A 26,096-nucleotide genomic window follows, 5' to 3' on the forward strand; every position below is an offset into this window, starting at 1 on the left:
TCAACCTGCCTTCTTGGTCGAGTTGACCGCCGCCACCAGCCAGCGGTCTTCGCGCACCAGCTCCAGCCGGTAACGCAGCCCATACGAAGCGCCCGTCGCCGCGTCCTTGGCGCGGACGGTGGCCAACACGTCCCGCGTTCGTCCCTTCGCGGGCGCCGCCAGAACCAGCGACGTCACATCGATCAGCTCGTGCCGCTGACCCAGCGCGCCGATCCGCACGCCCGCCGACACGTAGAACGTCAGACCCCCGGCGTCACCGGCGAGGTACGCGCGCAGGAAGCGCGAGACGACGTCCTCGATCGGCCCGCGCTCACTTGCCGGCAGCGACTCCGTCAACGCCGGCGTCGTCGACCCACGCGCCGGCGGAGCCGCCAGCGACGGCAGATCCGACACGACCAGGCCGCCCCGCGAATCACGCGCGACCGGCACCGACAGATACCGCGTGCCACCCGTCGCCGCCGCGGCAACGGTCACCAACGCGTGCGAGGAGTCGAGCACCGTCACCCGCGCGACCGACACCGCCCCGACCGCCCGCCGCGGCGCATCCTCGGCGTACTCCGGCACCACCGACGACGCCAGCTCGGGCGCCACGAACGCCCGGATCGCCGTCGCCGAGGCCTCCGGATCGGACGGGGAGTACGTCAGATACGCCCGCGAGAAATCCGCCGCGAACGCCCGCACCCCGTCATCCACCCACGACGGCGGCGCAGGCTTCGGAGCAGCCGCCGTCGCCACGGGCCTCCGCGGTTCCATCACGCTCGCCAGCCCGCGCAACAACAACACCACGACCAGCAGCCACAAGACCGCGCGTCCCAATCGCTTCGCGAATCCAGCCGGTGTCCGGAGCACCGGAGGGCGCACAACGTCCCGGCGCGGCCCCTTTACGGCCGCACCAACTCGCAGGTGAGCCAAGGGCGCACCTCCCCGTCGATCGTGTGGCGAGGACCTCGACAGTCCCACCACCCACGGACGGAACCGGGGGTCTCGGCAACAACTCGGAAACAACCTGTTTGCAGGTTGTTTCGGTTCGGACCGTTCTGCCGGACCAACCGCCGCCCGCGCGGGCGCTTCGCGCTAACGGGACTGCACGAGCGCGAGCAGGCTCGCCTGCTCCGCACGCAGAAGGCCGAACGATTCCTCGGCGTAGCGCAGCAACGCCTCGGCCGGGAAGTTGATCAGGGACACGTGGTCTTCGGCGGCGGTCGAGTCGAATCCGGGCTCCGCCCAGCGCGCGACGATCGGCTCGTATCCCGCCACATGGGCGCAAAGGTCTATGAGGCACTCCGGCATCGCCTCTTCGCGCAACAGATCCGAGTGTGCGACGACCGCGTGGACCATCTGGCGGGTCAGGGGCATGAAGGCATGCGTCATCCAGCGCCGCCAGAGTTCACAGTCCTCGCTGCTCGCCTCCGGGGCGTCGAAGAACGCCTGCCGCTCGGGCCAATGCACGCTCCGGAACCGCATGAAGACGTTGCCCGAGGCGTGCGTCAGGGCGAAGAGCGGCCCGTACAACTCGCCGAGTTGACGGTTGACGCGGTCGAGGCGATCTTTGCGTTGCGCCAGGCGGAGGTTCGCCCGGTACGTGACGACGAAGCCGGCGACGGCGAGAACCGCGGTGACGACGAGCGGAATGGCGGTCGCGAGGTGCATGTCGAAGCCCCTAGCGGAATACGGGATCGGACGCCCGATCCCTTGCCTACCGGTCCGGTCGCTCGACGCGGAGAGGACCGGGAACAGCACACACGGCGAGGCGCGCGCCCAGCGAGGTTGGCGAGCGGATCACCCGCGCAAGGTGAATCCGCGCTCACCCGAAGCGGGCGTAGTGTGCTCGGCCGTGGTGGCGAGCGTGCTAGCCGCCGTTGGCGTGCTCCTGGGCGCCGCCCCGGCGCAGACGGCGTGCCCCGATGTCCCCGCTCCCACCCGAGCGCGGGCGTGGCGGGCCGAGTTGCTGGGGAACACGCCGGCGCGGACACGGCTCACGCGCACCGCCACGGTCCAGATCGGCCCGCGCGCCGCCGGCGCGCTCCTCGTACTCGGGCCGGCGCGGCTGCTCGACGGGCGGTGCTGGGTGCGCGTGCGGCTGGCGTCGCGGCCCAACGACGCGGCCGCGTGGGTCGAGACCCGCCGCGTGCAGCTGCGGGCGACGCGCTGGAGGATCGAGGTGCGACGCGCGCGACGCGAGGTCCGGGTGCGTCGCGACGGCCGGATCGTGCGGCGCTTTCGCGTCGTCGTCGGCGCGCCTTCGACGCCCACGCCGCGAGGGCTCTTCGCGATCGCCACCGCCACCCGCGGCGCGCCGAACGACTTCTACGGCGCGTGGGTCGTCAGCCTCACCGCCCACAGCGACGTGCTGCAGCGCTACGACGGCGGGGACGGGCGCGTCGCGCTACATGGCCGCGGCGGGGCGAGCCTGCGCGACCCGCTCGGCAGCGCTCGCAGTCACGGTTGCGTGCGCCTCGACAACGCGGCGATCGGCTGGCTCGTGCGCAGGATCGGAAGTGCGCGGCTGGCCGGTACACCGGTGGAGGTTCGCTGAACTCATCCAGCCTGGGCGAGGCGGACTCACCCAGGCTCGCCGTTCGGTGTAACGATGAGCCGGATCGCCGTCGTCGCACTGGCGGTTGCCTTCTTCGCGGTTGCCGTCGTCGCGCAGGCGCAGCAGCAGCCCGCGACCGCACCGAACCCGAACCTGACGCCGCGCTGCGGCCTGAAGGTCGTCGTCGTGCTCGACGCGTCCCAATCGATCGCGCAGAGCAAGGGCACCGAGGACGTGCGCAACGCGGCCAAGACGTTCATCGGGGCGTTCGCCGGCACCGGCACGAAGATCGCGATGTTCGACTTCGCGCTGCAGGCGCGGGTCAATGTCGACGTTCCGTACACCGAGGTCACCGACGGGTCCGTGAAGCTCGTCTTCACCCCGGCGGCCAACGCCTACACGCCGCTCACGAAGAACCCGGACTACTACACGAACTGGGACAACGCCCTCCTGCAGGCGCTCTACACGAGCGACTCGAGCACGCCGCGCGCCGACGCGGTCGTGTTCATCACCGACGGCGACCCGACCGCGCTCAACAACAATCACGGCAAGCCGACCGAGGTCACCGTGCCCGGGGCGGCCACCAGCTCGTCGGCGAACACGCTCAATTACGCGATCACGCACGCCAACGAACTCAAGGCGGAGGGCACGCACATCTTCGCCTTCGGCGTCGGCAACGGCGTCACCAACGCGGCTTCACAGAGCCGCCTGAAGGCAATCTCGGGCAACCAGGAGTTCAAGCCGGGCGTGCCCATCGGCAGCGTCGACTGGGTCGTGGTCCAGAACTTCGGCGATCTCTCCAGCACGCTCGCCGACCTTGCTACCTCGCTGTGCGCCTCCTCGGTCCGCGTCACCAAGCGCGTCGACGAGGACGGGGACGGCTCGTACGACGATCCCGCCGGCGGCTGGACGTTCACCGGCAACGCGGCGATGAGCACCGGGAGCTACGAGTGGCGCCAGCCGGCCGGCTCGAGCACGCCCGGACAGCGGAAGGTCACGGTCACGAACGACAACCCGACGGCGATGTTCGAATGGGACCCGCAGAATGCGACCGCGAGCGCCAGCTTCACCTTCTCCGAGGGCGCGCGCCTCGGCTACCGGTTCGTCGACGCCGACTGCGGCGACCGCTCCGTCACCCGTGACGGCGACGACTTCACCGTCAAGCTCCCGGCCGGTCAGTCCGCGAGCTGCGTGGTGCGCAACGCCCGCTTGCGGGAGGTCACCTTCTGCCACGCCACCGGCGATCGCGACGACCCCTACGACATCCGCACGACGTTCCTGGACGCGGCCGGCCGCGCCAGCCTGGCGGAGCACAAGACCCACGACGGCCCGGTGTTCCCCGCACCCGACTGGGGCGACATCATCCCGCCCTACGCCGACGATCCGGTCGGTCTGAACTGGAGTGGCGTCGGCCAGGTCGTGTGGCAGAACAGGTGCGTGATCCCGCCCGCCGTGCGCCTGATCACCCCGACGGTGCGCTGCGTCGAGGTGCTCGGCAGCGGCGATCTGCGGGCCCACTTCGGCTACACGAACCCGAGCGGCGAGGCCTTGACCCTGCTGGCGGGCAGCGAGTGGAACGCGTTCTCGCCCGATCCCACGGACCGTGGGCAGCTCGAGCGCTTCCTGCCCACGACGACGATCGACGACGTCGTCCAGGTGCGGTTCCCAGCCGGCGGACAGCTGACCTGGACGCTCGGCACGCACCGGGTGACGGCCAGCGGGAGCACGCGCCGCTGCCTCGGCACGCTGACGATCGTCAAGCGGCTCAATCCCGCCGGTGACGGGCGCTTCAACCTGCGCATCGACGGTGAGGTCGCCGGTACGGGCGTGCTCGTCGGCGACAACGGCACGACGGGCACTATCGCGGTGACGGCCACGCCCGCCGGTACTCCGCACACGATCGACGAGACCGCCGGACCGGGAACGCGCCTGGACCGCTACGACACCTCCACGGTCTGTCGCGATGACGCGGGCGTGGTCGGCGAGAACCCGGACGGCGCCGAGCTCGCGGTGACCGTCCGCGAAGGCCAGGACGTCATCTGCACGATCACCAACACGCGCCGCGTGGAGCGCATCGTCCCCGTGCTCGAGTGCGTGCGCTTCAACGACTCAGGGCCGGACGTCGCCGTCTGGGGTTACGACAACCCGAACGACTTCCCGGTCGACCTGTCGGTGGGCGAGGACGGCCGCAACGTCTTCGTGCCCGCGCCCGCCGACCGCGGCCAGATGGTCACCTTCGCTCCCGGGCGCCAGCACAACGTGCTCGAAGTGCCCTTCGAAGGGACGCTCACGTGGCGGCTCGACACCGTGGCCACCGCCGGCGCGGGCAGCCAGCCGTGCCCGACAGTGCTGCCCGAGCCGTCGCCGACGCCCACCCCGCTGCCGCCGGCACCCACGCCCGCCCCGCCCGCTCCACCGCCCACCGCGACAGACATCGCGGTCACGAAGGTCGCCACGCCGGCGGTGATCTCGGTCGGCGAGCGGATCAGGTACACGATCACGGTCACGAACACCTCGGCCGTCCCGGCCGCCGAGGTCACGGTGTTCCGCGTTGACGAGCGCCTCGCCACGACCAGCACGCTCATCTCGCTCACGCCGTCTCAGGGCTACTGCGACTCCATCGGCTGCCACTTCGGCACGCTCGCAGCCGGTGCGAGCGCCACGCTCGTCGCCGTCACCGAGGAGGCCTCGACGCGCCTCGTCGTCAACACCATCCGCGCGAGCACCACCACGGCTGAGACCGACCTCGCCAACAACACCGCCTCCGCGGTGGTGCGCGTCATCGGCGCGGTGAGCGCCTCAGCGGCGGACCGGTGCGCCGCGGTCGTCGTCGCGCCCAGCACGGTCCGCGCGGGGCGCACGGCGGTCGTCACCGCCCGCGCGTTCGATGCGCATGGCCGGCGCGTCGGCGGGCTGGCCTTGCGGCTGCGCGGCGCGGGTGTGGACGCCCAGCGGACGACGACGATCGCGGGCAGCGCGCGCTTCGCGTTCACGCCACGCCGCGGCGGGGTCATCTCGCTTGCACCCCCGGGCCGCATCGTCCGTCCTGGGCTCCCGCAGCAGTGCGGCGTGGTCCTCGGCGCGACCGCCTCGCAGCGGCCCTCAGGCGTCACGGGTTAGGGCTCAGCGGCGCCGCAGCGTGAGCTCCAGGACGAGGTCGACGCCGCCTATCGCCAGAAGTGCCGGCGCCGCTACGCCTCGATCGTCGAGCGGATCACGGATGACGAGCATCGGGCCACGACGCTGCGCCTCACGGCGCGAGAGGCCGGCTAGCCCTTACGGGTGCGCCACAGGCGCCAGCCGACCTCCACGACGACCATCGCCGCGGCCACGGCCGACACCGCGTTGAACGCGGTCGGGATCGAGTCGTGGTCGACGATGTCCCACACGAACCAGGTCGCCAGGACGAGGCACGCGACGGCCAACAGGATGTCGGCCGCACGCCGCAGCGGGTGGAGCTGCGTCCACGGGACGTCTTCGGACTCGGGCACGTACTCCATTATCGAGCCCACCAGTGGTACCCGAGCGGGGCAGGGCGCGGGTTGCGGGCCGGGAGGGTGAGGATCGCGTCGAGCACCCGCTGCGCGCGGGCGAGATCCGCAGGATCGAGGCCGAGCTGGGCGGCGAGCGAGTGGTCGTCCCACGCCGCCGCCGCCTCACGAAGGAAGTGGCGCTGGATGATCGCCATCAGGACGACCGAGTCGACCACGGGTCCGCCGTCCTCGAGGTCGCACGGATGGCCGGGGCGCTTGGGCGCCTGGTAGCGGCCGCGCGCGTTGAGCGCGGCGAACAGCCAGACCCGGGCGACGATCGGCGGCGCGCCGGCGGGCGTCGTCGGGAGGAGTTGCCAACCGTGGAGCGAGTAGCTGAGCGTCACGACGTCCTGGTGGGTCAGCGTGGAATGCTCGATCCCGAGGCTCTCGAGATGTCCGCGGGCGCTCCAGGTGTTGGTGATCATGTCGACAAGGACGCCGTGAACGCGCGGCCTCTTCCCGGGTAGAGTCGCGTCATGGCCAAGACGCGGAGTCCGCTGCGCGCGTTGCGGGAGCGGTTGCGAGGACGGCGCGACAGCGCGGAGCGGGTGGAGAGGGCGCAGCGGCGCGCGACGGGGAAGGCGCAGCGGCTCGAGCACAAGCGCTTCAAGGACGGCACCGGCGGCGGAGGAATCGCCGGCATCTGACCGAGTCACGCGACGGAGCGAAGCACCGCGCGTGTGGCGCGCAGGGTGCCGAGATCACGTACGAGCGCCCGCCACACGCGCAGGCGCGGATGCCGCGGCTCCGGCGTGCCGTCGGCGGCGAACCGCGCCCGCTCGGCCTCCTCCGCCAGCGCCGCGACCGAGGGCCCGATCGCGGCCAGCCGCGGGCGTAGGGCGGTCAGCGTGGTCGACGGTCCCGCCTCCGGCGTGAGCCGCACGAGCACCTCGCCGAGCGCGATCCCGGCGCCGCGGCGGCGGCGGCGAACGAAGAACACCGCCGCCGCAAGCGCGCCGAGGCCGAAGACGCCGAACAGCGCGCTGCCCTGACCGGCGCCACCGTTGCCGCCGCCCGAGGCCAGCACGTCGGTCTCGGGTGCGACATCGGCGTCCGCGCTCGCCGGCGTCGGGTTGAAGGGGACCCAGCCGTAGCCGGGGAAGTAGACCTCGATCCACGCGTGCGCGTCCTTGTCGCGAACGGCGTAGGTCGTCTCGCCGGTGCGCTTGCCGGTGGCGAAGCCGCTCACGACGCGGGTCGGAACCCCGGCCAGGCGCAACAGCAACGTGGCGGCGCCGGCGAAGTGCTGGCAGTAGCCGGCACGGGTCTTGAACAGGAAGTCCAGCAGAGGGTCCGGACCCGGATCGGCGACGTCGGTCGTGTAGCGGAAGCGGCCGCTGTTGAGGTAGTCCTCGACGCGGCGGACCACCTCGAGCTCGCCAGTCGTCCCAGCCGAGAGGCGCCGCGCGAGTTGGATGGCCTCACCCCACGGCGTGCCGTCGAGCCAGCGCGGGAGCGGAGTCGCGAGCGGGTCGGCGCCGTACGGCGCGCCACGCTGCAGGCGCCGCGGCCATAGACGCGTGTACGGGTCGTATTCGTCGCCGCTGGGCATCGGGACCTTCGCCAGCTGCTCGGCGGTGGCGTGCACGACCTCGCTCGTGACGGTGTAGGTGTCGCCGGCTCGGGGCGTCTTCGTCAGCCGCCAGGACTCGCCGCGGGAGGGCTCGCCGTCGTCGCTCTCGACCGCGGTGATGCGGCCGGGCGCGGCGATCGTCCGGTTCTCGAGCCCGACGATGCGGACCTTGGTCGTGACCGGGACCGCGGCGGGTTGCGGCAGCTCGTCGCGCTCGCGGGCGAAGCCGAATCCGTTGCCGTCGAAGTCCTCGAGCGCCTGCATCCGCCACAGCGCGGGCTCGGGCGAGGTGATCTCGAGCATCGTCGCGCCGGTGCGGCGGCTGGTGAGCGGGCCGTAGCTCTGCGTGGGGTCCAGGCGGCTGAACGCGGGCTGGAGCGGGGATCCGGTGAAGTTGATCCAGCGCTCGTGCGGCCCGAAGGCCTGGGCGCCGCCCACGGCCACGAGGGAGACCAGCGCCGCGGCGGGAAGCGCGATCGCCAGCCGGCCGCGCGTGCTCCACAGCATCGCCGCGGCGAGGAGGATGACGCCGTGCCACGCGGCGTTCGCCGGCGTGCTCTGGAGCAGGATCGCGGCGAGGATCGGGTAGACGAGGATCAGCACCGCGGTGAGGGTCGGGCCCGGGCCGCGCGTCGTGAGCAGCGCGGCGACGACCCACGTGAAGCCGAGCGCGAGCAACGCGACCGCCAGCGCCCACGGGTCGCCGACGATCCGCGCCCCGGAGGCATCCGCGATCGCGCTCAACCCGTCGCGCAACGAGGATCCGGTTCCGCCGAGTGCGCGCGGGCGCAAGACGCTCACGGGCAGCCCCGCGAGCAGGAGCGAGGCGGGCATCCAGACGGCGAGCAGCGCGGCGGCCGTGCGGACCGAAAGGGCGCGCCCGACGGCGAGGCACGCGACGACGGCGATCGGCACCGCCCACAGCAGGCCGCTGCCGAAGACGGGCCACCACCCGGCGATGCCCGCCGCGGCGAGCACGCCGACCGCGGCCGCGCGGTTCCACAAGCCGCCGACGCGACGCGGGGCGATCACGGCGGACTCGCGCGCGGGCCGAGTGACCACCGGACGAGGGGCGATCTCGTCGTGCTCGCGCAGCGGCCGTCCGCCCGGCGCCCTCATGCGGCCACGCGCTCCGCGTGCCGGCCGGTCCATTCCGACAGTGCGACCACGCCCGGCGGCAGCGCTCCCGGCTCGTCGTCGCTCTCGGGGGCGTTCGCCGCGGTCACGCGGATCACGCCGCGCGACTGCGCGGCGGCCCCCGCCGCGTCGCCCGGCTCCAGCGCGGCGAGGCGGCGGTGCATCGCGGGCCAGGCGCTCGGATCGGCGACCACGCTCGGCACCCGGTCTCCGGGCAGCAGGACACGGCACCCACCCGCGCGCGAGAACGCGAGCACCAGGCCCGCGGCCGACCGCGCCACCCACGCGAGCGACTCGTCGTCGGCGTCCGCGGTGTCGACGACCACGAGCGGGAGCTGGTCGCGCCCGGTCGTGAAGTGGCGCTCCTGGAGGTCGCCGCCGCGCGCCGCGCTCGCCCAGTGCACGCGGCTCATCGGCGTTCCGGGTGTGTACGGACGCAGCCCGTCGGGCTCGGGGTCGCCGGAGACCTCGGCTCCGCCGCGGCGCAGCCGCTCCGGCGGCGCCGGGGCGGGCAGGACCAGCAGCGACTCCGCCACGCCGCCGCGCGCCCGGCGCGAGAAGAGGCCGAGGTCGTCACGCAGACGCAGCGGCGAGGGCTCGACCACGTGCGCGCCCGGCCGGTCGATCACGTAGGTCACCCGTCCGCCGGCGTCCGCGAGGTCCTGCCAGTCGCCGGCGGCGCCCAGCACCTCGACCCGCACCGGCAGCCCACGCAGCCCGGCGACCGTGAAGTGCAGCGTGATCGGCGCGCCTTCCTGCAGCTCGGTGCGATCGATCGTGCGGGTGACGACGAGGCGCCGCGCCGCGAGCCACAACGCGCCCACGCAACCGAAATACAGCGCCGTCAGACCCAGGGCGAGCGCGAACAGGCTCATCGATCCGAGCGCCGCCGCCGCAACGACGAGCAGCGCCGGGCCGAGGGCGAGCGCGCCGCGCCGGATCACCGCGCCGGCACGTCTCGCAGGGCGTCCGCCACGATCTCGAGCTGCGCCTCAGCCGGCGCGGCGGGGACGGGCTCGATGCGATGGGCGAGCACGGACGCCGCAAGCGCCTGGACGTCGTCGGGCAGCACGAAGTCACGGCCCTGCAGCGCGGCGCGCGCCCGGGCGGCGCCCAGCAGCTGGAGGCCCGCGCGCGGGCTGGCGCCGGTCTCGCTCAGCGGGTGCGCGCGCGTGGCCTCGAGCAGGGCGACGACATAGGCCAGCAGCGCCTCGCTCGCCCGCACCTCCTCGACCAGCGCCTGCGCGGCCAGCAGCTCGCGCAGCGAGCCGGCCCGTTCGATCCCGCCGCTCGGCGGCTCGCGCAGCAACGCGATCTCCTGCGCGTTGGTCGGGTACCCGAGCGAGACGCGCGCGAGGAAGCGGTCGAGCTGCGCGGGCGGCAGCCGATAGGTCCCGTCGTAGCCGACGCTCGGGTTCTGCGTCGCGATGACCATGAACGGCCGCTCCAGCGCGTGGGTGCGGCCGTCGAGCGTGACCTGCAGCTCCTGCATGGCCTCCAGCAGGCCGGACTGCGTCTTCGGCGTGGCGCGATTGAGCTCGTCGACGAGCACGACGTTGGCGAAGACCGGGCCGGGGTGGAACTCGAACGTCTCGGTGCCGGCGTGCCAGATCGTGGCGCCGAGGATGTCGGTCGGCAGCAGGTCGACGGTGGCCTGCACGCGGGCGAAGCGGCCGTCGACGCTGCCCGCGAGCGTGCGGGCGAGCTGGGTCTTGCCCACGCCGGGCCGGTCCTCGAGCAGCAGATGCCCGCCCGCCAGCAGCGTGCTCAGCACCACCTCCAGCGTGTCGTCGGAGATCTGCATCGGCTGGCGGATCGCGGCGCGCAGCCGCTCGCCGAAATCGGCGACGTCGACTTTCTCGAGCGGACGGTCGCGGGCGAGCGAGAGCGCGGGGGCCGGCGGACGGTCCAGGTCTCGGTCGCGGCGCCGGTCAGCCGGGGATTCCGTGCTCATGCACCCTTCAGTGTGACCAGATGGGCCCCGAATCAACCATGGGTCATTTGATGGTCATTATGTGTTGACGGTCAATGATAGTTGACCTATAGTCCGCCAAGTGACCCTCATCACACATGACGACGCGCCGGTCTTCGACATCCCCGGCGCCAGTTTCACCGCCTACGCCGCGCCCTCGCGCGGTGCCTCCCAGATCAGCCTGTGGTCGGTCGAGCTCGCCGCCGGAACCACGAGCGCGCCCCACTACATGGACAGCGAGGAGCTGTTCTTCGGGCAGAGCGGCACCGCGGTCGCGGAGGTCGACGGCACCGAGCACCCACTCGGCCCGGGCGACTGCCTGGTCATCGCGCCCGGCGCGATGTTCTCGTTCCGCGTCGGCGAGGACGAGCCGTTCCGCGCCGTCGCGTGCATGCGCTCCGGCGGCCGCGCCACGCTGGACGGCGAGACGTTCGCGCCGCCGTGGACCGTGTGAGCGAGCCGGATTTCGCGATCCTGATCGTCGCCGCCAACCGCTGCGTGGCCGACCGCCTCGGGGCAGCGGTCGCGACGGCGGGGGGCGAGACGATGCGGCCGTCGTTCGGGTTCGTCATCCGTGCCGTGGCGGCGGAGCAGCCGACCGTCTCGCGCCTGGCGGAGTTGCTCGGCGTGACCAAGCAGGCCGCCAGCCGGCTCACGGACGACATGGTCTCGCTCGGCTACCTCGAGCGGGTCGGCGATCCGGCTGACCGCCGCCGGACGCTGCTGCACCTGAGCCCGACCGGCGAGCGGGTCCGTGCCCGCGCCCGCCAAGAGAGCGAAGCGATGGAGGCCGAGCTGCGCGAGCGCTTCGGTGACGAGCAGGTCTCCCACCTGCGCGCGCTGCTCGCCGACTTCGTCGAGCGCCACGGCGGCGGCCAGGAGCTGGCGCACAACCGCTCTCGCGCGACGACGGACTAGGAGAGCGCCGCCCGCAAGCGCCCCACGGCGGCGGAGGGAAGACCCGCCGGCCAGAGCAGCACCAGCGGCACGGTGAACGCCTCCACGGCGACGATCGCGACGCCGTCACGGGGCGGCGTGCCCGCGGGCATCAGCGCGACGGCGTCCTCCTCCGCGAGCGGCGTGAGGAACGCCGCGCCGCCCGTCACCCGCGCTTCGACGACCTCGACGGACGCGCCCGCGGCCTCGACGGCATCGACCAGTAGGTCCGTGTAGGACGTGCCGCGCGCGCTGGCGACGAGCAGCCGGCACCCGTCGAGGTCACGCAGCGTCAAGGACGCGCGGGCGGCGAGCGGGTGGTGCGCCGGGACCGCGAGCACCATCGGCGTCGGCCGCAGCCGCGCGCTGTGCAGCGTCTCGTCGCGCTCCCCGCTCACCCGCGTCAGCGCGAGATCGAGCTCGTGCGCGCGCAGCAGCGGCCGCAGGTCGGCCGGGCGGACCTCGTGCAGCGCCAGCGAGATGTCGGACCCGGGTGGGCGCAGCGCGCGGACGACGTCGTCGCGGTCGAGCGGCCCGATCGCGGGCGAGACGCCGATCCGCACGCGGCCGAGCGCGCCGGTCCCGATCTCCCGCGCGCGGGTGAAGGCCGCGTCCGCGGCTCGTACCACCTCCACGCCGTCGCGCAGCAGCGAGGCGCCCGCGGCCGTCAGCCGCACCTCGCGCGTCGTGCGTTCCAGCAGCGTCACCCCGAGCTCGCGCTCCAGCTCGCCCACGGTGCGCGACACGGTCTGTTGCGTGAGATGCAGCAGCTCCGCCGCGCGGGTGAAGCTGAGCTGCTCGGCGACCGCCACGAACGCCCGCAGATGGCGCAGCTCAGGCATTCACGCGGCCCGCATGTGTCTCGACCACGGATGCGAGTTTGTCTGAACGGCTCCCGCGGCGCATGCTGATGCTCATGACTTCGCAACGTGTCGCAATCGTCACCGGTGGTTCCCGCGGGATCGGCCGCGCGATCGTAAAACGGCTCGCCGCCGACGGCTTCAAGGTCGTCGTCAACTACGCGGGCAACCAGCGGGAAGCCGCCGCGGCGGTCGAGGAGGCGGGCGCGGACAACGCGATCGCCGTCCAGGCCGACATCGCCGACGAGACGGCGGTCAAGGCGCTGTTCGAGGCCGCGATCGAGCGCTTCGGCGGCGTCGACGTGGTGATCAACGCCGCCGGGCGGATGGACCTCGCCCCGCTCGCCGACTTCGACCTCGCCACGCTCGACGAGCAGGTGCGCGTGAACCTCCGCGGCACCTTCGTCATCTCCCAGAACGCGCTCAGGCACCTCCGCGACGGCGGCGCGCTGATCAACTTCTCCAGCAGCGTCGTCGGCCTCGCCTTCCCGACGTACTCCGTCTACGCCGCCACCAAGGGCGCGGTCGAGGCGATGACGCTGGTGCTCGCCCGCGAGGTCCGCGGGCGAGACATCACCGTCAACGCCGTCGCTCCCGGCCCGACTGCCACGAGCCTCTTCCTCGACGGCAAGGACCAGGAGACGATCGACCGCCTCGCGCAGCAGCCGCCGCTCCAGCGGCTCGGCCAGCCGGAGGACATCGCCAACGTCGTCTCCTTCCTCGCCGGACCCGACGGCCGCTGGGTCAACGGCCAGGTGCTGCGCGCCAACGGCGGCGTGATCTAGAAGCGGGCGGAGCGCATCAGCAGCGAGAGGGTCGACTTGCGCGGGAAGTACGCGACGACGACCTTGGTCCGGACGTGCTTGCGGCGGGCGAGCACGTGCGCGCCGGCCGGGGTGGACGCGAGCCGCAGGCGAACCAGCCCGGCGTGCTTGACGCGCTTGGAGCCCGTGAGGATCGTCGTGAACGGGCCGGCGCCGGTCTTGGCGTTTCCGGGGAGCGTGACGCTTGCGCTCACCATGCCGGCCTTCGGCGCGCTGATCAGCAGCGAGGTCTTCATGCCCCGGCGATCTGACTCCAGCAGTCGGAGGTCCTTCGGGACCTTGCGCTTCTTGCCGCCGCCGCTGCCCGAACTGTTGTTGTCGGAGCCGCCATTGCGCGAGTCGCCGAAGTCCGCGGTCGCGTCGTCGTCGAGGCCGTCGCCCGCGTCCCAGTCGCGGAACCAGTCGTCGGTCCAGTTCGGGCCGAGCCCGCCGCCATCTGGGTCCTGCGTCTCGTCGCCGAGGCTGTCCTGATCGACGTCGGGCTCGAGCACGGCGTCGAAGAGCAGCTCGGTGCCGGTGCCGCCGTCCATCCCGCACGGCGCGCACGGCAACGTGAAGGACTGCAGGGCGCCGTCGGGGCGCGGGCGATTGCGGACGCCGAGCGCGACTTCGCCGGTCCGGTAGAGGAAGCCGAGCGCGTCGCCGCGCTCCATCGGGAGGTGCAGGTCGTCGGCGTGCGACACGTCGCCGGCGAGCGGGAGCGGGGCAGACGCGGCGACCGTCAGGCTCACGCCGTCGGCCGCGGGGCGCAGGACCGCGATCCGCGGCGCCTCCGTGCCGGCGATCCGGCGCGCGTTGACGCTCGCGGTGGTGATCACGCCGTCCTCCGGCGCATCGACGGTCGCGAGGCGCAGCGCGAACTGGCGGAAGCCGACGTCGAGGCCGGGCGCGCAGTCCGCGCAGGCGAAGGCGTCGGGGGTCGCGGACGTGTCCTGCGAGCCGAGGAAGGTTGCCGCGTCGGCCCGTGAAGCGCCGACGGTGAGTGCGGCGAGGAACACTGCCGCGAGAGGGAGGGGCCGGGCGGTCATGGAACTGCGTGCGCACGACCGCCCTCTCCGGATGCCTGTTGGACCGTGTGAAGGACCTGAGACTTCGACAAGTGTTCAGGGTCTGGATTGCGTCGCCGGGGCTAGGGTGGTGGGCAATGCTTCAGCGCGTCGCACTCGCCTCGTATAAGGCGGCTCTCGCGGTCTCCGCGGTCCTTGCTCTCGCCCCGGCCGTCGCGAATGCGGCTGACACCACGCCACCTCACACGACGATCACCCAGTATCCGGGCGTCGGCTACACGGCCGGTGCCGGCCACCCGTTCCCGGATCTCCCTGCCCGGTACGTGTACTGGCCGGACGATGCCGTGATCGCCTTCCAGGCTGACAAGCCCGCGACGTTCGAATGCCGAGGTTGGGACGAACCCTGGTACCCGTGCACCTCCCCGGTGACGCGGCCGACACTGGACATCGGCCTCGGCGCCGAGCACCTCTTCATCCGCGCGCGCGACCTCGACGGCAACGTCGAGCAGACCCCGGCGCACGCGTACTGGAGCATCGAGCCGCTGCGGGAGGTCGTCCCCGCATCCGTCACGGGGACGTTCAAGGTCGGCCAGCAGCTCACCTGCGACGGCGGCCAATGGAGCAGCGCCTTGGCGACGCCGCTCCTGAAGGAATGGCACCGCGACGGGATCTCGGACAGCCCCGTCGTCGGGACGGGCGACACGTACACGGTCACGCCCGCCGACGTCGGCCACTCGATGTATTGCGGCGTCACGCTGTTCCACTCGGTCGCGGGCTGGTGGTTCTCGACCTCGACGCCCCGAATCCCGGCGTCCCCGGTGAAGCTGCCGGCCGCGCCCGCCTGCCCGGCCGCGGAAGTGGCGACGGCGTCGGACGCGAACCTGGACGCGCAGCTGGACCGCGCGTGCCGGCTCAGCGTCACCTCTGACGAGTCGGACTTCTATCTCGACACCGACGGCGACGCGAACACCGGCGATCCCGCCAACGACGGCGCCGACCGCTACGTCCGGTTCGCCGGCGGCGCGGCGATCCTCGCGTACTGGAGCGGCGGCGACTTCCTCGAGGCCGCCGTGCTGTCCTCGACGGCAGCCGATGGAGGTCGCAGGACCTGGACGGGCTCGGCGGCCCAGCTCGGTCTCGTCCCCGGCAAGACGGTGAAGGTGCGCAGCGGCGGCGGAAGCGTTGTGTCGCTGCCGGTCACGCTCGCGGCGCCGGACCCGGTCGAGGATGAGCCGACGCCGACGCCGACGCCGACTGAGACGCCCACGCCGACCGAGACGTCCACGCCCGCTCCTGGGGACGACGTGGCGAGGATCTCCACGGTCCGCAGCGCCGCGCCGGCGGTTCTGAAGCGGCCGGCGCTGACGGGCACGCGCAAGGCCGGCCACCGGCTGCGCTGCGCCGCGGGCACTTGGGAGGGCGCCTCGAAGCTCGCATACGCGTGGTCGCGCAACGGCAAGACGATCAAGCGCTCCGTCGCGAGCCGCTACACCGTCCGCGGCTCCGACCGCGGGCAGCGGATCGGGTGCTCGGTGAGCGCGACCGGCGCGGGCGGGACGCGTACCGTCGCCGCCAACGCCGTGCGGATCAAGCGCTAACCGACCTGCCTACAGACGTTCGGTCCCTTCCCCAGCTCACGCGAGGAAGGGCCCGGATGCGTCTTAGGCCGACAGCAGGCGCTGGAAGAAGCCGCGGTAGCGCTGGAGCGCGATCCGCAGGTCCTCGGTGGAGACGTCCTCGCCGCGGCCCCACTGGCCCTCGAGGCGCTCGCGCTCAGTGGCGAAGCCCTCGGCGAGACGCTTCATGACCTCGGCCACGAGCTCGTCCGCCTGCTCGACGGTCTGGCGCGGCTCGTCGACGAACCCGGTCTGGATCTGCTCCCAGCGGCGCTGGAAGCCCTCGTTCTGGTCGCGCGGGAGCAGCTCGGGCGAATCGTCGGCCTTGGTGCTCGCCTCGGCGGCGAAACCGGCGGTGCCGGAGCGCTCGGTGGTCTCGCGCGCGGCGTCGCGGCGCTCGTCGGTCATCGCGCTCGTGGGCTCGCCCGGCTCGCGCTCGAACCGGCGCGGCTCGGCGGTGTCGGCAGCCTTGGTGTCGTCGCCGATGAGTTCGCGGGTGCTGGTGGGGGTTTCCATCTACCTGACCTCCTGGGGGGTCTGCTCTTCGCGGGTGGGGGGTTCGAGGAGCTCGGCGAACAGCGCGCGGTAATGCAGCATCGCCTCGCGCAGGTCCTCGGTGCTGGCGCTGCGCTTGCTCTGGATCGCGTGCGCCTTGCGGTAGTGCTCGACGACCTCGGGGTGGTCGACGGACACGTCGGCCGCCTGGGTCTCGAAGTCCTCGACCGGGTAGCCGCGCTCGCGCATCACTTCGGTGAGCAGCGCGTCGGCGTCGTTGAGCGATGACGCCGGCTGGTCGACGAACTGCGACTGGGTCGCGCGCCAGCGCTCGGCGTAGCGGTCGCGGGCGGTCGCGCCCAGCGGGCGGATCTCGAACCGGCGCCGGCGCTCACGGCGCTGCAGCAGTTCGTTCTCCGCTTCACGCTGGTCGCCGCGCTCTTCTACAACGCGGTCGTACTCGGGGCCGAAGCCTTCACGCAGCTTCGCCGAGCGCTGCTGGCGGTACGCGAGCACGCCGACGACGGCGAGCAGCACGACGACGACGATGACCAATAGCCAGATCACGTCTCTCCTCCGTTCGCTCTGGAGCTCCGGCGGCGGACCGCCGGAGCGATGGGGTTGAGAACGGCCTACCCGAGCGAAGCGGCGTGTATGTGAATCACGTCACCGCGTGTTGACGCCGCTAACAGGCGCCAACAACGGCTACTGATCGCGCCAGGCGACGAGCTCGCGCAGGGCGCTCAGGTCGTAGCCGGAACCGTCGCCGCCGATGCCGACGATCAGGTGGGTGATGCCGGCCTCAACGAGCGCGTCGGCGTGGCCGAGGTTGTCGGCCTGGATGCCCCAGGTGCGCTCGATCTCGGTCTCGTCGCGGCCGACGTCCTGGCAGTGCTGGAGCAGGATCTCGTTCTTGCCCTTGTACGTCTCGGCGTCGCCGAACCCGTGCCACATGTCGCCGTACTGGGCGACGAGCTTGAGCGTGACCTTGGGGCCGGAGCCGCCGATCAGGATCGGGAGCTTGCCGATCGGCGGCGGGTTGAGCTTGCCGATGCGGTCCTTGATCCGCGGGAGCCCGGCCTTGAGGTCCTTGAGGCGGTCCGGCGCGGTGCCGAACTCGTAGCCGTACTCGTCGTAGTCGCGCTGGAACCAGCCGGCGCCGATGCCGAGAATCGCCCGGCCGCCGGAGATGTGGTCGATCGTGCGGTGGGCGTCGGCGAGCAGCTCCGGGTTGCGGTAGCTGTTGCAGATCACCAGCGCGCCGATCTGCGCGCGCTCGGTCACGCTCGCCATCGCTCCGAGCGTCGAGATCGCCTCGAAGTGCTTGCCGTCCGCCTCGCCGTAGAGGGGATAGAAATGGTCCCAGCAGAAGATCGAGTCGACCCCCAGCGCCTCCGCGTCCTGCCACGCGCGGCGCATGCCGTCGTAGTCGGCGTGCTGGGGCTGTACCTGTACTCCTACGCGAATCGAAGCCATTCGCCGCACGTTAGACGATGCGGAGTGACCCTCCGGTTACCGCTCGATGGTCCATACACCTCGGTGGGGGGTCCAGGCTTCGATCACCAGTTTGGTCTTCGCTTCGTTTAGACCGACGAGCGAGACCTCGTTGATGTCGAGCCGGAACGCGTGGCTCGGACCGTTTTCGCCCGCCTCGCCGTTGCGGCGCTTGACCTCCTCCTCGTCGACGATCTCCTCGGCCGTCCCGGCGATCTTCGCCTCGCCGTGCCAGTTGTCCGGGTCGTCGGTGGCGCTGTGGAGCGCGTAGCGCGGGTCGCGCTGGAGGTCGAGCGCCTTGACCGCCTTCCACATCGAGCCGATCCACAGCTCGCCGTCCTTGAACTGGCACTCGGTGCCGCTGATGCGCGGGCCGCCGTCCTTGCGCAGGGTGGCGATCGTCTTGTGCTTGTGGGCGTCGAACCGCTCCTGCACGCGCTCGGCGAGCGCGGGGGCGGCGGCGGCGAATTCGGACCAGGTAGCCATGGGCGTCCACGGTGGCGGGCGGCGCGCTCGGTGTCCACCGACACGTCGAAAACGATCAACATGTCAGCGATGGAGGATCGCCTGCGGGAACTGATCGACGTCGTGCTCGGCTCGCTCGACGAGCCGGTCAACGGGACGTCGTTGGCGGCGCGCGTGCACTTCTCGCGCGACCACCTGGATCGGCTGCTGGCGGCCGCGACGGGCGAGTCGCCGGTGGCGATGCGGCGGCGGTTGCTGTTGGAGCGGGCGGCGTGGCAGTTGCGGACGGGCGCCGCGTCGCCGGCGGGTGCGGCGGAGGCGGCCGGGTACGGGTCGACCGCCGCGTTCTCGCGCGCCTTCGCGCGGGCGTACGGGACACCGCCGAGCGCGTTCGCGGGGGAGGTCGAGCTGGAGGCGCCGAACGGCATCCATTTCCACCCGCCGGCGGGGCTCCTCATCCCGGGCGTGCGCGCGGGCGCGCCGGCCGACCTCACCGATCGGCTCGTCTCGCATCATCTCGATCGCGTCCGCGAGCTGCTGGCGGCGGCCGCGACGCTGTCCGACGAGGCGCTCGCGCGCGAGGTGCGGCCGGGGGTGGTGCTCGTGTGGTTCGAGGGCGTCGAGCCGAGCGCGGCGCTGATGTGCGAGCGGCTCGTCTTCACGCTCGAGGTGTGGGTGGCGGCGATGGCGGGCTCGCCGGTCCCGGTTGCCGGTGGTGATTGGGAGCCGCGGTTCGAGCGGGCGGCGCTGGCGTTTGAGCGTCTGGCGAAGCGGATCCGCGACCGCGGCGCCTTCGACGACGCGTTCGTGGACGCGCTGTGCGAGCCGCCGCAGTCCTTCACCTATGGCGGCGTGCTGTCACATGTCTTGACCTACGGGGCGGTGCGGCGCGAGGCGCTGGCGTCGGTGCTGGTCGAGTTGGGCGCGACCGTCCCCTCATGCGGCGACCCGATCGTGTGGGAGGCTCAGAGTGCTCGGACGCGGATCGCTCGGAACGCGACGATGTCCTGAGGGCCGCCGTGCGCCTGCAGGCCGATGTAGCCGGCGCTTCGCCGCGAGCCGGTGAAGCGGTTGATGCGCTTCCCGTCGCGGTAGACGGTGTAGGTCTGGCCTCGGGCCTTGATCGTCAGCCGTGACCACGTGTTGGGCGGCTTGACGTGGGCGTGGGCGGCGTCGAGGTCGGCGAACCCGTAGATCGAGCCGGTCTTGCGCGGGTCTTGCGCCGAGTCGTTGATCTGCACCTCGTAACCGCAGTCGATCCACGAGCAGCCGCCGGGCTTGGGGAAGCGCAGGTGCACGCCGCTGTTGGCGCCCTGTTGGGCGCGGAACTCGAGCGTGAGCTTGAAGTCGCGGAAGCGCTTGGCGGCGAAGTACAAGAGCCCGAGCCGGCCGTCGTCGCCCGGGCCGCTGCGGATCGTGTGGTCATGCAGTTCCAGCGGCGCGCCACCCGCGTGCCGCCACCCCTTCAGCGACGTCCCGTCGAACAGGGTCTGCGCGTGCGCCGGCGGCGCGAGCAGCACCGCCAGCGCCGCGGCGAGCAGCGTCGCACCATTACGCCGCCGCGAAAGCGAGCTCCGGGGCATACCGTGCGTGGTGCCCGCGCAGGCGCGCGAGCATGCGCAGCGGGGCCATCGTGACGCTCACCATCCAGGCGGGCGGGAACGGCGCGCGGACCTCGCGCTTGAAGCGCTGGACGAACAGCGCGAGGTGCAGCGGCTTCGGCATGCCCGAGCGCAGCGTGTTGCCCTCGTGCGCGAGCTCGGCCGTGGTCTCGAGCAGCTGCTCCATCTCCAGCGCCGGCTCGACCTCGACGCGCACCCGCGCCGTGCACTCGCCGCCGTTGGCGAACTTGTGCCGTGCACCGGCGGGCACGACCACGGTCTCGCCCGGCCCGGCGACGATCTTCTTGAACCCGAGCTTGAACGCCATCGTCCCCTCGAGCACGTGGAACCGCTCCTCCTGCTCCGGGTGCACGTGCGCCCCGGGCACCTTGCCGTCGGGCGTGAGCTGGAGCTCGAACTCGAGCAGCGCACCGTCGGTGTCCTGCGCCGTGCGCAGGAAGTGGATGCGCTCACCGCTGATGGGGTTGTGGATGATCTGTCCGCTGAAGGCCATGGTGTCTTTGCTCCGTTTGGGGGGTGAGCAAATCCTCCGGTTTCCGGCCTTGCGTGTCGTCGGCCGCGACGACGATCCTTGGTCGGCACGCGGGCTGATCTTTCCGTGCTCCTTCAGGACGACTGGGCGTCACCCGCGCGGACGACGAACGTCAACTGCGCCGGGTGGGGGAGGGGGACGTGGCGCACGCTCCGTTGCTGCCTGCCGTCGTCCGGCTCGCGGCGCGGCTCTGTTGGCTCGAATTCTCGTGCCGGGAGACCGACAGTTACGGGCGTGGGCTGGCCAGTGTGTCCCGCACTCGTGCTGTTCCGGTCGCCGTGATTGACCGTGCGCGTTTGAGGGTCCGTGCGCGGTTTTCGATCAGGTTCGCACTGGTCGAGTTGGCGCATTCGTGGGGGTGATGTACATCTGAGTCCTCACAGGACTCAGATGTACATCACCCCCCTCGCGCATGACCTCGTTGCTCGCCGAAACCGATCACCGGAAGGCCCGGCGCGGATCGGGGTGTCCAGCCCACGCCCGTAACTGTCGGTCTCCCAGCACGGCATTTCGGGCCCACAGAGCCGCGCGCCGAGCGAGTCCACGGCAGCCCGCGACGGGCGGCACTGCCACTCCCTCCCCCCTCACCGGAGCAGTTGACGTTCGTCCCACACGAGCGCCAACGCGCCACGATCGCGAATCGGGCTAAAGGTCCGCTCCGCCTCTGCCGATAACGAGGACTAGACCGCCCGCCGAGGCGGTTTTCGCGTCTTCAGGGCTCGACGACGACCTCGAAATGCCGCGCGCGCGGGTCGTAGGAGTCCAGCAACTCCTCCGCCCGCGGTTCGATGACCGCGACCTCGGCGTCCTCGCCCGCGAAACGCTGCACGGCCGCGAGCGATTCGAAGAGCGTCAGCGTCACGAACTCGACACCGTCCGGCGTGTCGCGGCGCATGACGTAGGCCCCGCGCGAGCCTTCGAGCGCAGCGACCTGCGGCAGCAGGTCGTCGCGCAGAAACGCTTCGTAGCCATCGGCGTTCGCGGGCTGTGTGCGCCCGCTCCATAGGCGTCCGATCATCCTTGAAAGCATGCAGATCCGGGAGGCGACGAAGGACGACTGGCCGACGATCTGGCCGCTGGTGCGGGCGGTCGCGGCCGCGGGTGAGACGTTCACGCTGCCGCGTGACATCGGCGAGGCCGACGCGCGGGACATGTGGATGCTCAAGCCGCCCGACCGGACCGTGGTCGCGGTCGATGACGACGGGACGTTCCTGGGCACCGCGAAGATGAACCGCAACCATCGCGGGCCCGCGTCGCACATCGCCAGCGCGAGCTTCATGGTCGATCCGGTCCATTCCGGCCGCGGGGTCGGCCGGGCGCTCGGTGAGTACGTGCTCGCGTGGGCCCGTGAGGCCGGCTATCGGGCGATGCAGTTCAACGCGGTCGTCGAGACCAACGCGCGCGCGGTCGCGCTGTGGCGGTCACTCGGCTTCGAGGTGATGACGACGCTCCCGGAAGCGTTCCAGCACCCGACCCACGGCTATGTCGGGCTGCACGTCATGTGGCGCACGCTCTAGGCGCGCGGTTCCGGGACGTAGTGGCGGGACTGGTCCGCCGGGTCGACCCACACGCGCATCACCCGCTGGGTGCTCGGGTCGATGAACCGTTCCTTGGTGGGCATCCAGGACGGGTTGGCCGCGTCCGACTCGCCGTGGCGGCGACCCCAGCGGCGCTTCACCGGCTCGGGCGCGGCGAGCGGTGGGAGGCCGTCCAACGCGTCCGAGACCGAGCCGGCGAAGGCCAGATCGAGGCGACGGTCGAGTTCGTCGGCGTCGAGCCGGTCCATGGCGAAGTGGCGGCCGAGCGCCGCGGCCGCGCGCTCCTGCTCAGGAGGCGGCACTGTCGATCACGACGGCCGTGCCGTAGGCGATGACCTCAGTCAGCTGGTTGCCCATCTCGGAGGAGTCGAAGCGCATCGCGACGATGCCGTTGGCGCCGAGGAGCTTGGCGTTGGCGACCATGCGGTCGATCGCGTGGCGGCGGGTGTCCTCGAGCAGTTCGGTGTACTCGCTGACCTCGCCCTGGCGCAGCGACTTGAAGCCGGCGCTGAAGTTCTTCGCGAAGCCCATGCTGCGCACGACCAGCCCGAAGGTGATGCCCAGGTTCTCGCGGATCACGGCGCCCGGCAGTTCCTGGGCGGTGGTGATCGGCAGCTCGAAGTCCGTCATCCGGCCGAGCGTATCGGCATAGTGCGCCCGAATGGCCTTCGACGAGGACATCGCGCTCGCCCCCGCCGGTGAGGGGGCGTACGAGGGGCGGATCGCCGACGGGTGGACGACGCCGCGCGGCCCGCACGGCGGCTACGTGATGGCGATGGTCCTGCACGCGATGGAGCTCGCGATCGGCGATCCGCAGCGGCAGCCGCGGTCGCTCACCGTGCACTTCCTGCGCCCGCCGAAGCTCGGCCCGGTGATCGCGCGGCCGCTCATCGAGCGAGCGGGACGGGCGCTGTCCACCGTCACCGCCCGGCTCGAGCAGGACGGCAAGCCGGTCGCGCTCGGCGTCGGCGCCTTCTCACCCGCCTGGGATGCGCCAGACGTCGGAGACGCGCCGATGCCGGACGGCGTCGCCCCACCCGCGGAGCTCTCGCCGCCGCTCCCGGGCGCCCCGGCCTTCGCGAACCAGCTCGCGATGCAGCCCCGCTTCGGCGACGCCCCGCTCACCGGCTCGGACAACGAGATGGTCGGCGGCTGGATCGACCTGCGCGAGCCGCGGCCGCTCGACGGCCCCGCGCTCTGCGTGCTCGCCGACGGCTGGTACCCGGCGATCTGGGCGCGTCTGACCCAACTCCACCCGGCACCGACGATCGACCTGACCGTGCACTTCCGAGCACCGCTCCCCGTCGAAGGCCCGCTGCTCGCGCGCTTCACGACCAAGCTCGCGAGAGGCGGCTTCTTCGAGGAGGACAGTGAGCTGTGGGCGACGGACGGAACGCTCGTCGCCCAATCCCGTCAGCTCGGTCTGCTGCTCCCGCCGATCAGCTAGCGAAGTCTGGCACCGCAGCCCGCACGCTCTCAGAGCGGCCCTTGGGCTCCTCCCAATCCTCCTGGCGCCCAAGCGGCGTGAGGTCGAGGAAGGCGTACGAGCCGCCGCTCCACTCCGCGCCGCGCGCGAACGACGAGTACGTGTGGAAGACCTTGTCGTCGATGCGCAGGAAGACGCTCGTGCCCGGGTTCTCGGTCCCTTCGACGTAGTAGCCCGTGCCGGCCGCCTCGTGCTCGGCCTTGCTGCGGAAGTTGTATTCCAGCGGCGCCCGCGACTCGTCGTTGGTGACGTGGAAGTCGTAGTTGAAGTCCGACCCGAACGAGCTGTACCACGGGATCGTCCAGCCCCGCTTCGCCTTGTAGGCCTCGAGCTTCTCGATCGGCGCGCGCGACACCCACACCATCGACGTGTCGCGGATCGCGACGTGCTCCATCAGGCCGTCGGACATCTCGTCGGTGCCGGCGGTGCAGCTCGGGCAGCCGTTCTCCCAGCTCGGGTCGAACATGAAGTGCGTGAGGATCAGCTGCAGCCGCCCGTCGAAGAGCTCGAGCAGCGTCTTCTCACCGTCGGGGCCGGTGAAGACGTACTCCTTCTCGATCTCGACCATCGGGAGCCGCCGGCGCTCGGCGCTCAGCGCATCGCGACGGCGGGTCAGCTCCTTCTCCTGCTCCAGGAGCTCTTTACGAGCAGTCAGCCACTCGCCACGCGAAACCACCTTTGGAAGGCTCATACCAGTTAGACCTACCCGCTTCCCTGAAATCATCGGTCGGATGAGAATCGTCCTCGCGGGTGGATCAGGCCAGATCGGCGCGGTCCTCAAGCGCGCGTTCGCCGCCGACGACGTCACCGTCCTCTCGCGCTCCGGCGACGTGCGCTGGGACGGCCGGACGCTCGGCGCGTGGACGAACACGCTCGACGGCGCCGACGCGCTGATCAACCTCGCCGGGCGGACCGTCGACTGCCGCTACACCGCGGACAATCGGCGGGCGATCATGGACTCGCGCCTCGAATCCACCCACGTGCTGCGCGAGGCGATCGCCCAGGCCGACGTCCCGCCGCGGGTCTGGCTGCAGTCCAGCACCGCGACGATCTACGCCGACACCTACGGTCCCGCCAACGCGGAGGACGGCACGCTTGGCGGGAACGAGCCGAACTTGCCGGACACCTGGCGCTTCAGCATCGACGTCGCCCGCCGCTGGGAGGAGGCCGCCGCCGGCGCCGCCACGCGGACGGTCCTGCTGCGCTCGGCGATGGTGATGAGCCCGGACCGCGGCGGCGTCTTCGACACGCTGCGCACGCTCGTCCGCCGCGGCCTCGGCGGTCGCGCCGGCAGCGGGCGCCAGTTCGTCTCCTGGATTCACGACGTCGACTTCGCGAACGCGATCAAGCTGCTGATCGCCCGTGAGGACATCGACGGCCCGGTCAACCTCGCCGCGCCCGAGCCCCTGCCGTACCGCGACTTCATGGCCGCGTTGCGCAAAGCCGAGGGCATGCCGTTCGGCTTGCCGGCGACGAAGTGGATGCTCGAGGCCGGCGCCTTCCTGATGCGCACCGAGACCGAGCTGGTGCTCAAGTCGCGCCGCGTGGTCCCCGGCCGCCTCGTCGAAGCGGGCTTCACCTTCACCCACCCGACGTGGCCCGAGGCCGCCCGGGATCTCGTGGCACGGCGGCGAGCGTCGTAGCCGACGAGACCGCGCGGATCTCGGCCGGCAACTCAGTCAGCGCGACGCGACGGATCAAGGACAGCGGACGCTCCAGCGGCGCGAAGAAGTTGTCGTAGTGCGTCGGGACGACCACCCGCGGGTCAAGGCGCGGGAGGATCCGGCGCCAGTAGTGCGGCGTCACCTGGCGCCCGGTGATGCCCGCGAGGAACACGTCGACCGGGTCGATGCGCTCGTCGTCGCGCAGGTCCGCGCTGCCCTGGTGGTAGAAGCTCGTCCCGGCGACCTCGATCCGGATCCCGAAGACGTCGCCGCACTTGTAGGCGCCGGGATGCAGTCCGTGCAGGTCCTCGCAGCTCAACGCGCCGTCGAACGGGACCTTCCGGCCGAAGAGCAGCTTCGAGTGCCGGCTGGGGACGAAGCGCACCACGAACGGGCCGATCTCGTACGCCCGGTACGGCTCCGCCACGACGCTGTCGAGCCCGTGCAGCCGCATCAGGTGGGCGAGCGACTCGCTGCCGTAGACCGTCGCGCCGTCCCGGCGGGCCAGCGCGGGGGCGTCGACCGCGTGGTCCCAATGGGTGTGGCCGACGAGGATCGCGTCCGCGCGTGCGACGTACCGGTCGAGCGCAGCGAGGTCCGGCAGCGCCGGGCGGCGCAGGAGCAGCGAGCGCAAGGGCGCCCGTGAGACGTAAGGGTCGACGAGGACCGTCGTGCCTTCGAAACTGAGCCGGTAACCCGCCACGCCGAGCCACTGGAGCTCGAGCCCGGCGGGAAGCCCGAGGGGCACGCGTTCGAGCTCACGCAGCGCTGTCAGGTCATCCGGCACCGGGTTTGACACCCTACGC

General features: G+C 71.8%; 31 protein-coding genes and 1 pseudogene. 12 read left to right on the forward strand and 20 right to left on the reverse strand.

What is annotated here, in order from left to right:
* Together OM076_RS28645 and OM076_RS28650 are read right to left on the reverse strand one after the other, a co-directional pair.
* Positions 1 to 816 (reverse strand): conjugal transfer protein, encoded by an 816-nt coding sequence (locus OM076_RS28645; RefSeq protein WP_270043543.1) that lies wholly within the window; start codon positions 814 to 816, stop codon positions 1 to 3.
* A 258-nt stretch (positions 817 to 1,074) separates the two neighbouring features.
* Positions 1,075 to 1,650 (reverse strand): hypothetical protein, encoded by a 576-nt coding sequence (locus OM076_RS28650; protein ID WP_270043544.1) that lies wholly within the window; start codon positions 1,648 to 1,650, stop codon positions 1,075 to 1,077.
* Between the two features lie 196 nt (positions 1,651 to 1,846).
* Between OM076_RS28650 and OM076_RS28655 the strand changes: the two genes are divergently transcribed.
* The 3 genes and pseudogenes from OM076_RS28655 to OM076_RS46955 form a co-directional block, all read left to right on the forward strand.
* A complete protein-coding gene (locus OM076_RS28655) occupies positions 1,847 to 2,536 on the forward strand; it encodes a L,D-transpeptidase (RefSeq protein WP_270043545.1) in 690 nt (229 codons plus the stop codon).
* A gap of 54 nt (positions 2,537 to 2,590) precedes the next feature.
* Complete coding sequence (locus tag OM076_RS28660; protein ID WP_270043546.1) at positions 2,591 to 5,656, forward strand: VWA domain-containing protein; 3,066 nt, start codon at positions 2,591 to 2,593, stop codon at positions 5,654 to 5,656.
* Between the two features lie 69 nt (positions 5,657 to 5,725).
* A pseudogene (locus OM076_RS46955) lies at positions 5,726 to 5,809 on the forward strand (hypothetical protein); the annotation flags it as partial.
* Here OM076_RS46955 and OM076_RS28665 read toward each other — a convergent pair.
* On the reverse strand, positions 5,806 to 6,027 hold the full coding sequence (locus OM076_RS28665; RefSeq protein WP_270043547.1) for a hypothetical protein: 222 nt from the start codon (positions 6,025 to 6,027) through the stop codon (positions 5,806 to 5,808). The pseudogene OM076_RS46955 and the gene OM076_RS28665 overlap by 4 nt on opposite strands.
* 8 nt (positions 6,028 to 6,035) lie before the next feature.
* Positions 6,036 to 6,494 carry a hypothetical protein gene (locus OM076_RS28670; protein WP_270043548.1) on the reverse strand — a complete coding sequence of 153 codons (459 nt, stop codon included), beginning with the start codon at positions 6,492 to 6,494 and terminating at the stop codon, positions 6,036 to 6,038.
* Between the two features lie 51 nt (positions 6,495 to 6,545).
* Between OM076_RS28670 and OM076_RS28675 the strand changes: the two genes are divergently transcribed.
* Positions 6,546 to 6,716 carry a hypothetical protein gene (locus tag OM076_RS28675; RefSeq protein WP_270043549.1) on the forward strand — a complete coding sequence of 57 codons (171 nt, stop codon included), beginning with the start codon at positions 6,546 to 6,548 and terminating at the stop codon, positions 6,714 to 6,716.
* A 5-nt stretch (positions 6,717 to 6,721) separates the two neighbouring features.
* Here OM076_RS28675 and OM076_RS28680 read toward each other — a convergent pair whose 3' ends face one another.
* Genes OM076_RS28680 through OM076_RS28690 form a run of 3 tightly spaced genes read right to left on the reverse strand, consistent with a single transcriptional unit; the run spans position 6,722 to position 10,733 of the window.
* Positions 6,722 to 8,761, reverse strand: a complete 2,040-nt coding sequence (locus OM076_RS28680) for a transglutaminase TgpA family protein (protein WP_270043550.1) — start codon at positions 8,759 to 8,761, stop codon at positions 6,722 to 6,724.
* Positions 8,758 to 9,723, reverse strand: coding sequence for a DUF58 domain-containing protein (locus OM076_RS28685; protein ID WP_270043551.1), 966 nt, complete (start codon positions 9,721 to 9,723; stop codon positions 8,758 to 8,760). Before OM076_RS28685 ends, OM076_RS28680 begins: the two co-directional genes overlap by 4 nt.
* On the reverse strand, positions 9,720 to 10,733 hold the full coding sequence (locus tag OM076_RS28690) for an AAA family ATPase (RefSeq protein ID WP_270043552.1): 1,014 nt from the start codon (positions 10,731 to 10,733) through the stop codon (positions 9,720 to 9,722). The genes OM076_RS28685 and OM076_RS28690 overlap by 4 nt, the downstream gene beginning before the upstream one ends.
* A 100-nt stretch (positions 10,734 to 10,833) precedes the next feature.
* Here OM076_RS28690 and OM076_RS28695 point away from each other — a divergent pair, with 100 nt between their 5' ends.
* Together OM076_RS28695 and OM076_RS28700 are read left to right on the forward strand one after the other, a co-directional pair.
* The gene (locus tag OM076_RS28695; protein WP_270043553.1) at positions 10,834 to 11,205 is read left to right on the forward strand and encodes a cupin domain-containing protein; all 372 of its coding nucleotides are present in this window, start codon (positions 10,834 to 10,836) and stop codon (positions 11,203 to 11,205) included.
* Complete coding sequence (locus tag OM076_RS28700) at positions 11,193 to 11,669, forward strand: MarR family winged helix-turn-helix transcriptional regulator (RefSeq protein WP_270043554.1); 477 nt, start codon at positions 11,193 to 11,195, stop codon at positions 11,667 to 11,669. The genes OM076_RS28695 and OM076_RS28700 overlap by 13 nt, the downstream gene beginning before the upstream one ends.
* On the opposite strand, the gene OM076_RS28705 is transcribed toward OM076_RS28700, so the two are convergent.
* Positions 11,666 to 12,529 (reverse strand): LysR family transcriptional regulator, encoded by an 864-nt coding sequence (locus OM076_RS28705; protein ID WP_270043555.1) that lies wholly within the window; start codon positions 12,527 to 12,529, stop codon positions 11,666 to 11,668. The two genes, OM076_RS28700 and OM076_RS28705, sit on opposite strands and share 4 nt — an antisense overlap.
* Before the next feature lie 74 nt (positions 12,530 to 12,603).
* On the opposite strand from OM076_RS28705, the gene OM076_RS28710 reads away from it, so the two are divergent.
* The gene (locus OM076_RS28710) at positions 12,604 to 13,332 is read left to right on the forward strand and encodes an SDR family oxidoreductase (protein WP_270043556.1); all 729 of its coding nucleotides are present in this window, start codon (positions 12,604 to 12,606) and stop codon (positions 13,330 to 13,332) included.
* Here OM076_RS28710 and OM076_RS28715 read toward each other — a convergent pair.
* Complete coding sequence (locus tag OM076_RS28715) at positions 13,329 to 14,369, reverse strand: hypothetical protein (protein ID WP_270043557.1); 1,041 nt, start codon at positions 14,367 to 14,369, stop codon at positions 13,329 to 13,331. The two genes, OM076_RS28710 and OM076_RS28715, sit on opposite strands and share 4 nt — an antisense overlap.
* 146 nt (positions 14,370 to 14,515) lie before the next feature.
* Here OM076_RS28715 and OM076_RS28720 point away from each other — a divergent pair, with 146 nt between their 5' ends.
* Positions 14,516 to 15,976, forward strand: a complete 1,461-nt coding sequence (locus OM076_RS28720) for a hypothetical protein (protein ID WP_270043558.1) — start codon at positions 14,516 to 14,518, stop codon at positions 15,974 to 15,976.
* A 63-nt stretch (positions 15,977 to 16,039) separates the two neighbouring features.
* Here the strand turns inward: OM076_RS28720 and OM076_RS28725 are convergent, their stop codons facing one another.
* The 4 genes from OM076_RS28725 to OM076_RS28740 form a co-directional block, all read right to left on the reverse strand.
* On the reverse strand, positions 16,040 to 16,510 hold the full coding sequence (locus OM076_RS28725) for a hypothetical protein (RefSeq protein ID WP_270043559.1): 471 nt from the start codon (positions 16,508 to 16,510) through the stop codon (positions 16,040 to 16,042).
* Positions 16,511 to 17,056 (reverse strand): hypothetical protein, encoded by a 546-nt coding sequence (locus tag OM076_RS28730; RefSeq protein ID WP_270043560.1) that lies wholly within the window; start codon positions 17,054 to 17,056, stop codon positions 16,511 to 16,513.
* Between the two features lie 138 nt (positions 17,057 to 17,194).
* The gene (locus OM076_RS28735) at positions 17,195 to 17,965 is read right to left on the reverse strand and encodes an LLM class F420-dependent oxidoreductase (protein ID WP_270043561.1); all 771 of its coding nucleotides are present in this window, start codon (positions 17,963 to 17,965) and stop codon (positions 17,195 to 17,197) included.
* Positions 17,966 to 18,001: 36 nt separating this feature from the next.
* Positions 18,002 to 18,469 carry a pyridoxamine 5'-phosphate oxidase family protein gene (locus OM076_RS28740; protein WP_270043562.1) on the reverse strand — a complete coding sequence of 156 codons (468 nt, stop codon included), beginning with the start codon at positions 18,467 to 18,469 and terminating at the stop codon, positions 18,002 to 18,004.
* A 69-nt stretch (positions 18,470 to 18,538) separates the two neighbouring features.
* Here OM076_RS28740 and OM076_RS28745 point away from each other — a divergent pair, with 69 nt between their 5' ends.
* Positions 18,539 to 19,459, forward strand: a complete 921-nt coding sequence (locus OM076_RS28745; RefSeq protein ID WP_270043563.1) for a helix-turn-helix domain-containing protein — start codon at positions 18,539 to 18,541, stop codon at positions 19,457 to 19,459.
* Here the strand turns inward: OM076_RS28745 and OM076_RS28750 are convergent.
* From OM076_RS28750 to OM076_RS28760, 3 genes are all read right to left on the reverse strand, one after another.
* Positions 19,414 to 20,031, reverse strand: a complete 618-nt coding sequence (locus OM076_RS28750) for a 3-keto-disaccharide hydrolase (RefSeq protein ID WP_270043564.1) — start codon at positions 20,029 to 20,031, stop codon at positions 19,414 to 19,416. The genes OM076_RS28745 and OM076_RS28750 overlap by 46 nt on opposite strands.
* Positions 20,000 to 20,563 (reverse strand): cupin domain-containing protein, encoded by a 564-nt coding sequence (locus OM076_RS28755; RefSeq protein ID WP_270043565.1) that lies wholly within the window; start codon positions 20,561 to 20,563, stop codon positions 20,000 to 20,002. The genes OM076_RS28750 and OM076_RS28755 overlap by 32 nt, the downstream gene beginning before the upstream one ends.
* Positions 20,564 to 21,314: 751 nt before the next feature.
* Positions 21,315 to 21,620 (reverse strand): hypothetical protein, encoded by a 306-nt coding sequence (locus OM076_RS28760; RefSeq protein ID WP_270043566.1) that lies wholly within the window; start codon positions 21,618 to 21,620, stop codon positions 21,315 to 21,317.
* 10 nt (positions 21,621 to 21,630) lie between these two features.
* Between OM076_RS28760 and OM076_RS28765 the strand changes: the two genes are divergently transcribed.
* On the forward strand, positions 21,631 to 22,119 hold the full coding sequence (locus tag OM076_RS28765; RefSeq protein ID WP_270043567.1) for a GNAT family N-acetyltransferase: 489 nt from the start codon (positions 21,631 to 21,633) through the stop codon (positions 22,117 to 22,119).
* Here OM076_RS28765 and OM076_RS28770 read toward each other — a convergent pair.
* Positions 22,116 to 22,442, reverse strand: coding sequence for a DUF1707 domain-containing protein (locus tag OM076_RS28770; protein WP_270043568.1), 327 nt, complete (start codon positions 22,440 to 22,442; stop codon positions 22,116 to 22,118). The two genes, OM076_RS28765 and OM076_RS28770, sit on opposite strands and share 4 nt — an antisense overlap.
* The gene (locus OM076_RS28775) at positions 22,429 to 22,770 is read right to left on the reverse strand and encodes a YbjQ family protein (protein WP_270043569.1); all 342 of its coding nucleotides are present in this window, start codon (positions 22,768 to 22,770) and stop codon (positions 22,429 to 22,431) included. The genes OM076_RS28770 and OM076_RS28775 overlap by 14 nt, the downstream gene beginning before the upstream one ends.
* 31 nt (positions 22,771 to 22,801) lie before the next feature.
* Between OM076_RS28775 and OM076_RS28780 the strand changes: the two genes are divergently transcribed.
* Positions 22,802 to 23,587, forward strand: coding sequence for an acyl-CoA thioesterase (locus OM076_RS28780; RefSeq protein ID WP_270043570.1), 786 nt, complete (start codon positions 22,802 to 22,804; stop codon positions 23,585 to 23,587).
* Here the strand turns inward: OM076_RS28780 and OM076_RS28785 are convergent.
* Positions 23,580 to 24,317 carry a DUF899 domain-containing protein gene (locus tag OM076_RS28785; protein WP_270043571.1) on the reverse strand — a complete coding sequence of 246 codons (738 nt, stop codon included), beginning with the start codon at positions 24,315 to 24,317 and terminating at the stop codon, positions 23,580 to 23,582. The genes OM076_RS28780 and OM076_RS28785 overlap by 8 nt on opposite strands.
* Positions 24,318 to 24,357: 40 nt before the next feature.
* On the opposite strand from OM076_RS28785, the gene OM076_RS28790 reads away from it, so the two are divergent.
* On the forward strand, positions 24,358 to 25,269 hold the full coding sequence (locus OM076_RS28790) for an epimerase (protein ID WP_270043572.1): 912 nt from the start codon (positions 24,358 to 24,360) through the stop codon (positions 25,267 to 25,269).
* Here the strand turns inward: OM076_RS28790 and OM076_RS28795 are convergent.
* On the reverse strand, positions 25,208 to 26,077 hold the full coding sequence (locus tag OM076_RS28795) for an MBL fold metallo-hydrolase (RefSeq protein WP_270043573.1): 870 nt from the start codon (positions 26,075 to 26,077) through the stop codon (positions 25,208 to 25,210). The two genes, OM076_RS28790 and OM076_RS28795, sit on opposite strands and share 62 nt — an antisense overlap.
* Between the last annotated feature and the right edge of the window lie 19 nt (positions 26,078 to 26,096).

Source organism: Solirubrobacter ginsenosidimutans, from assembly GCF_027587205.1.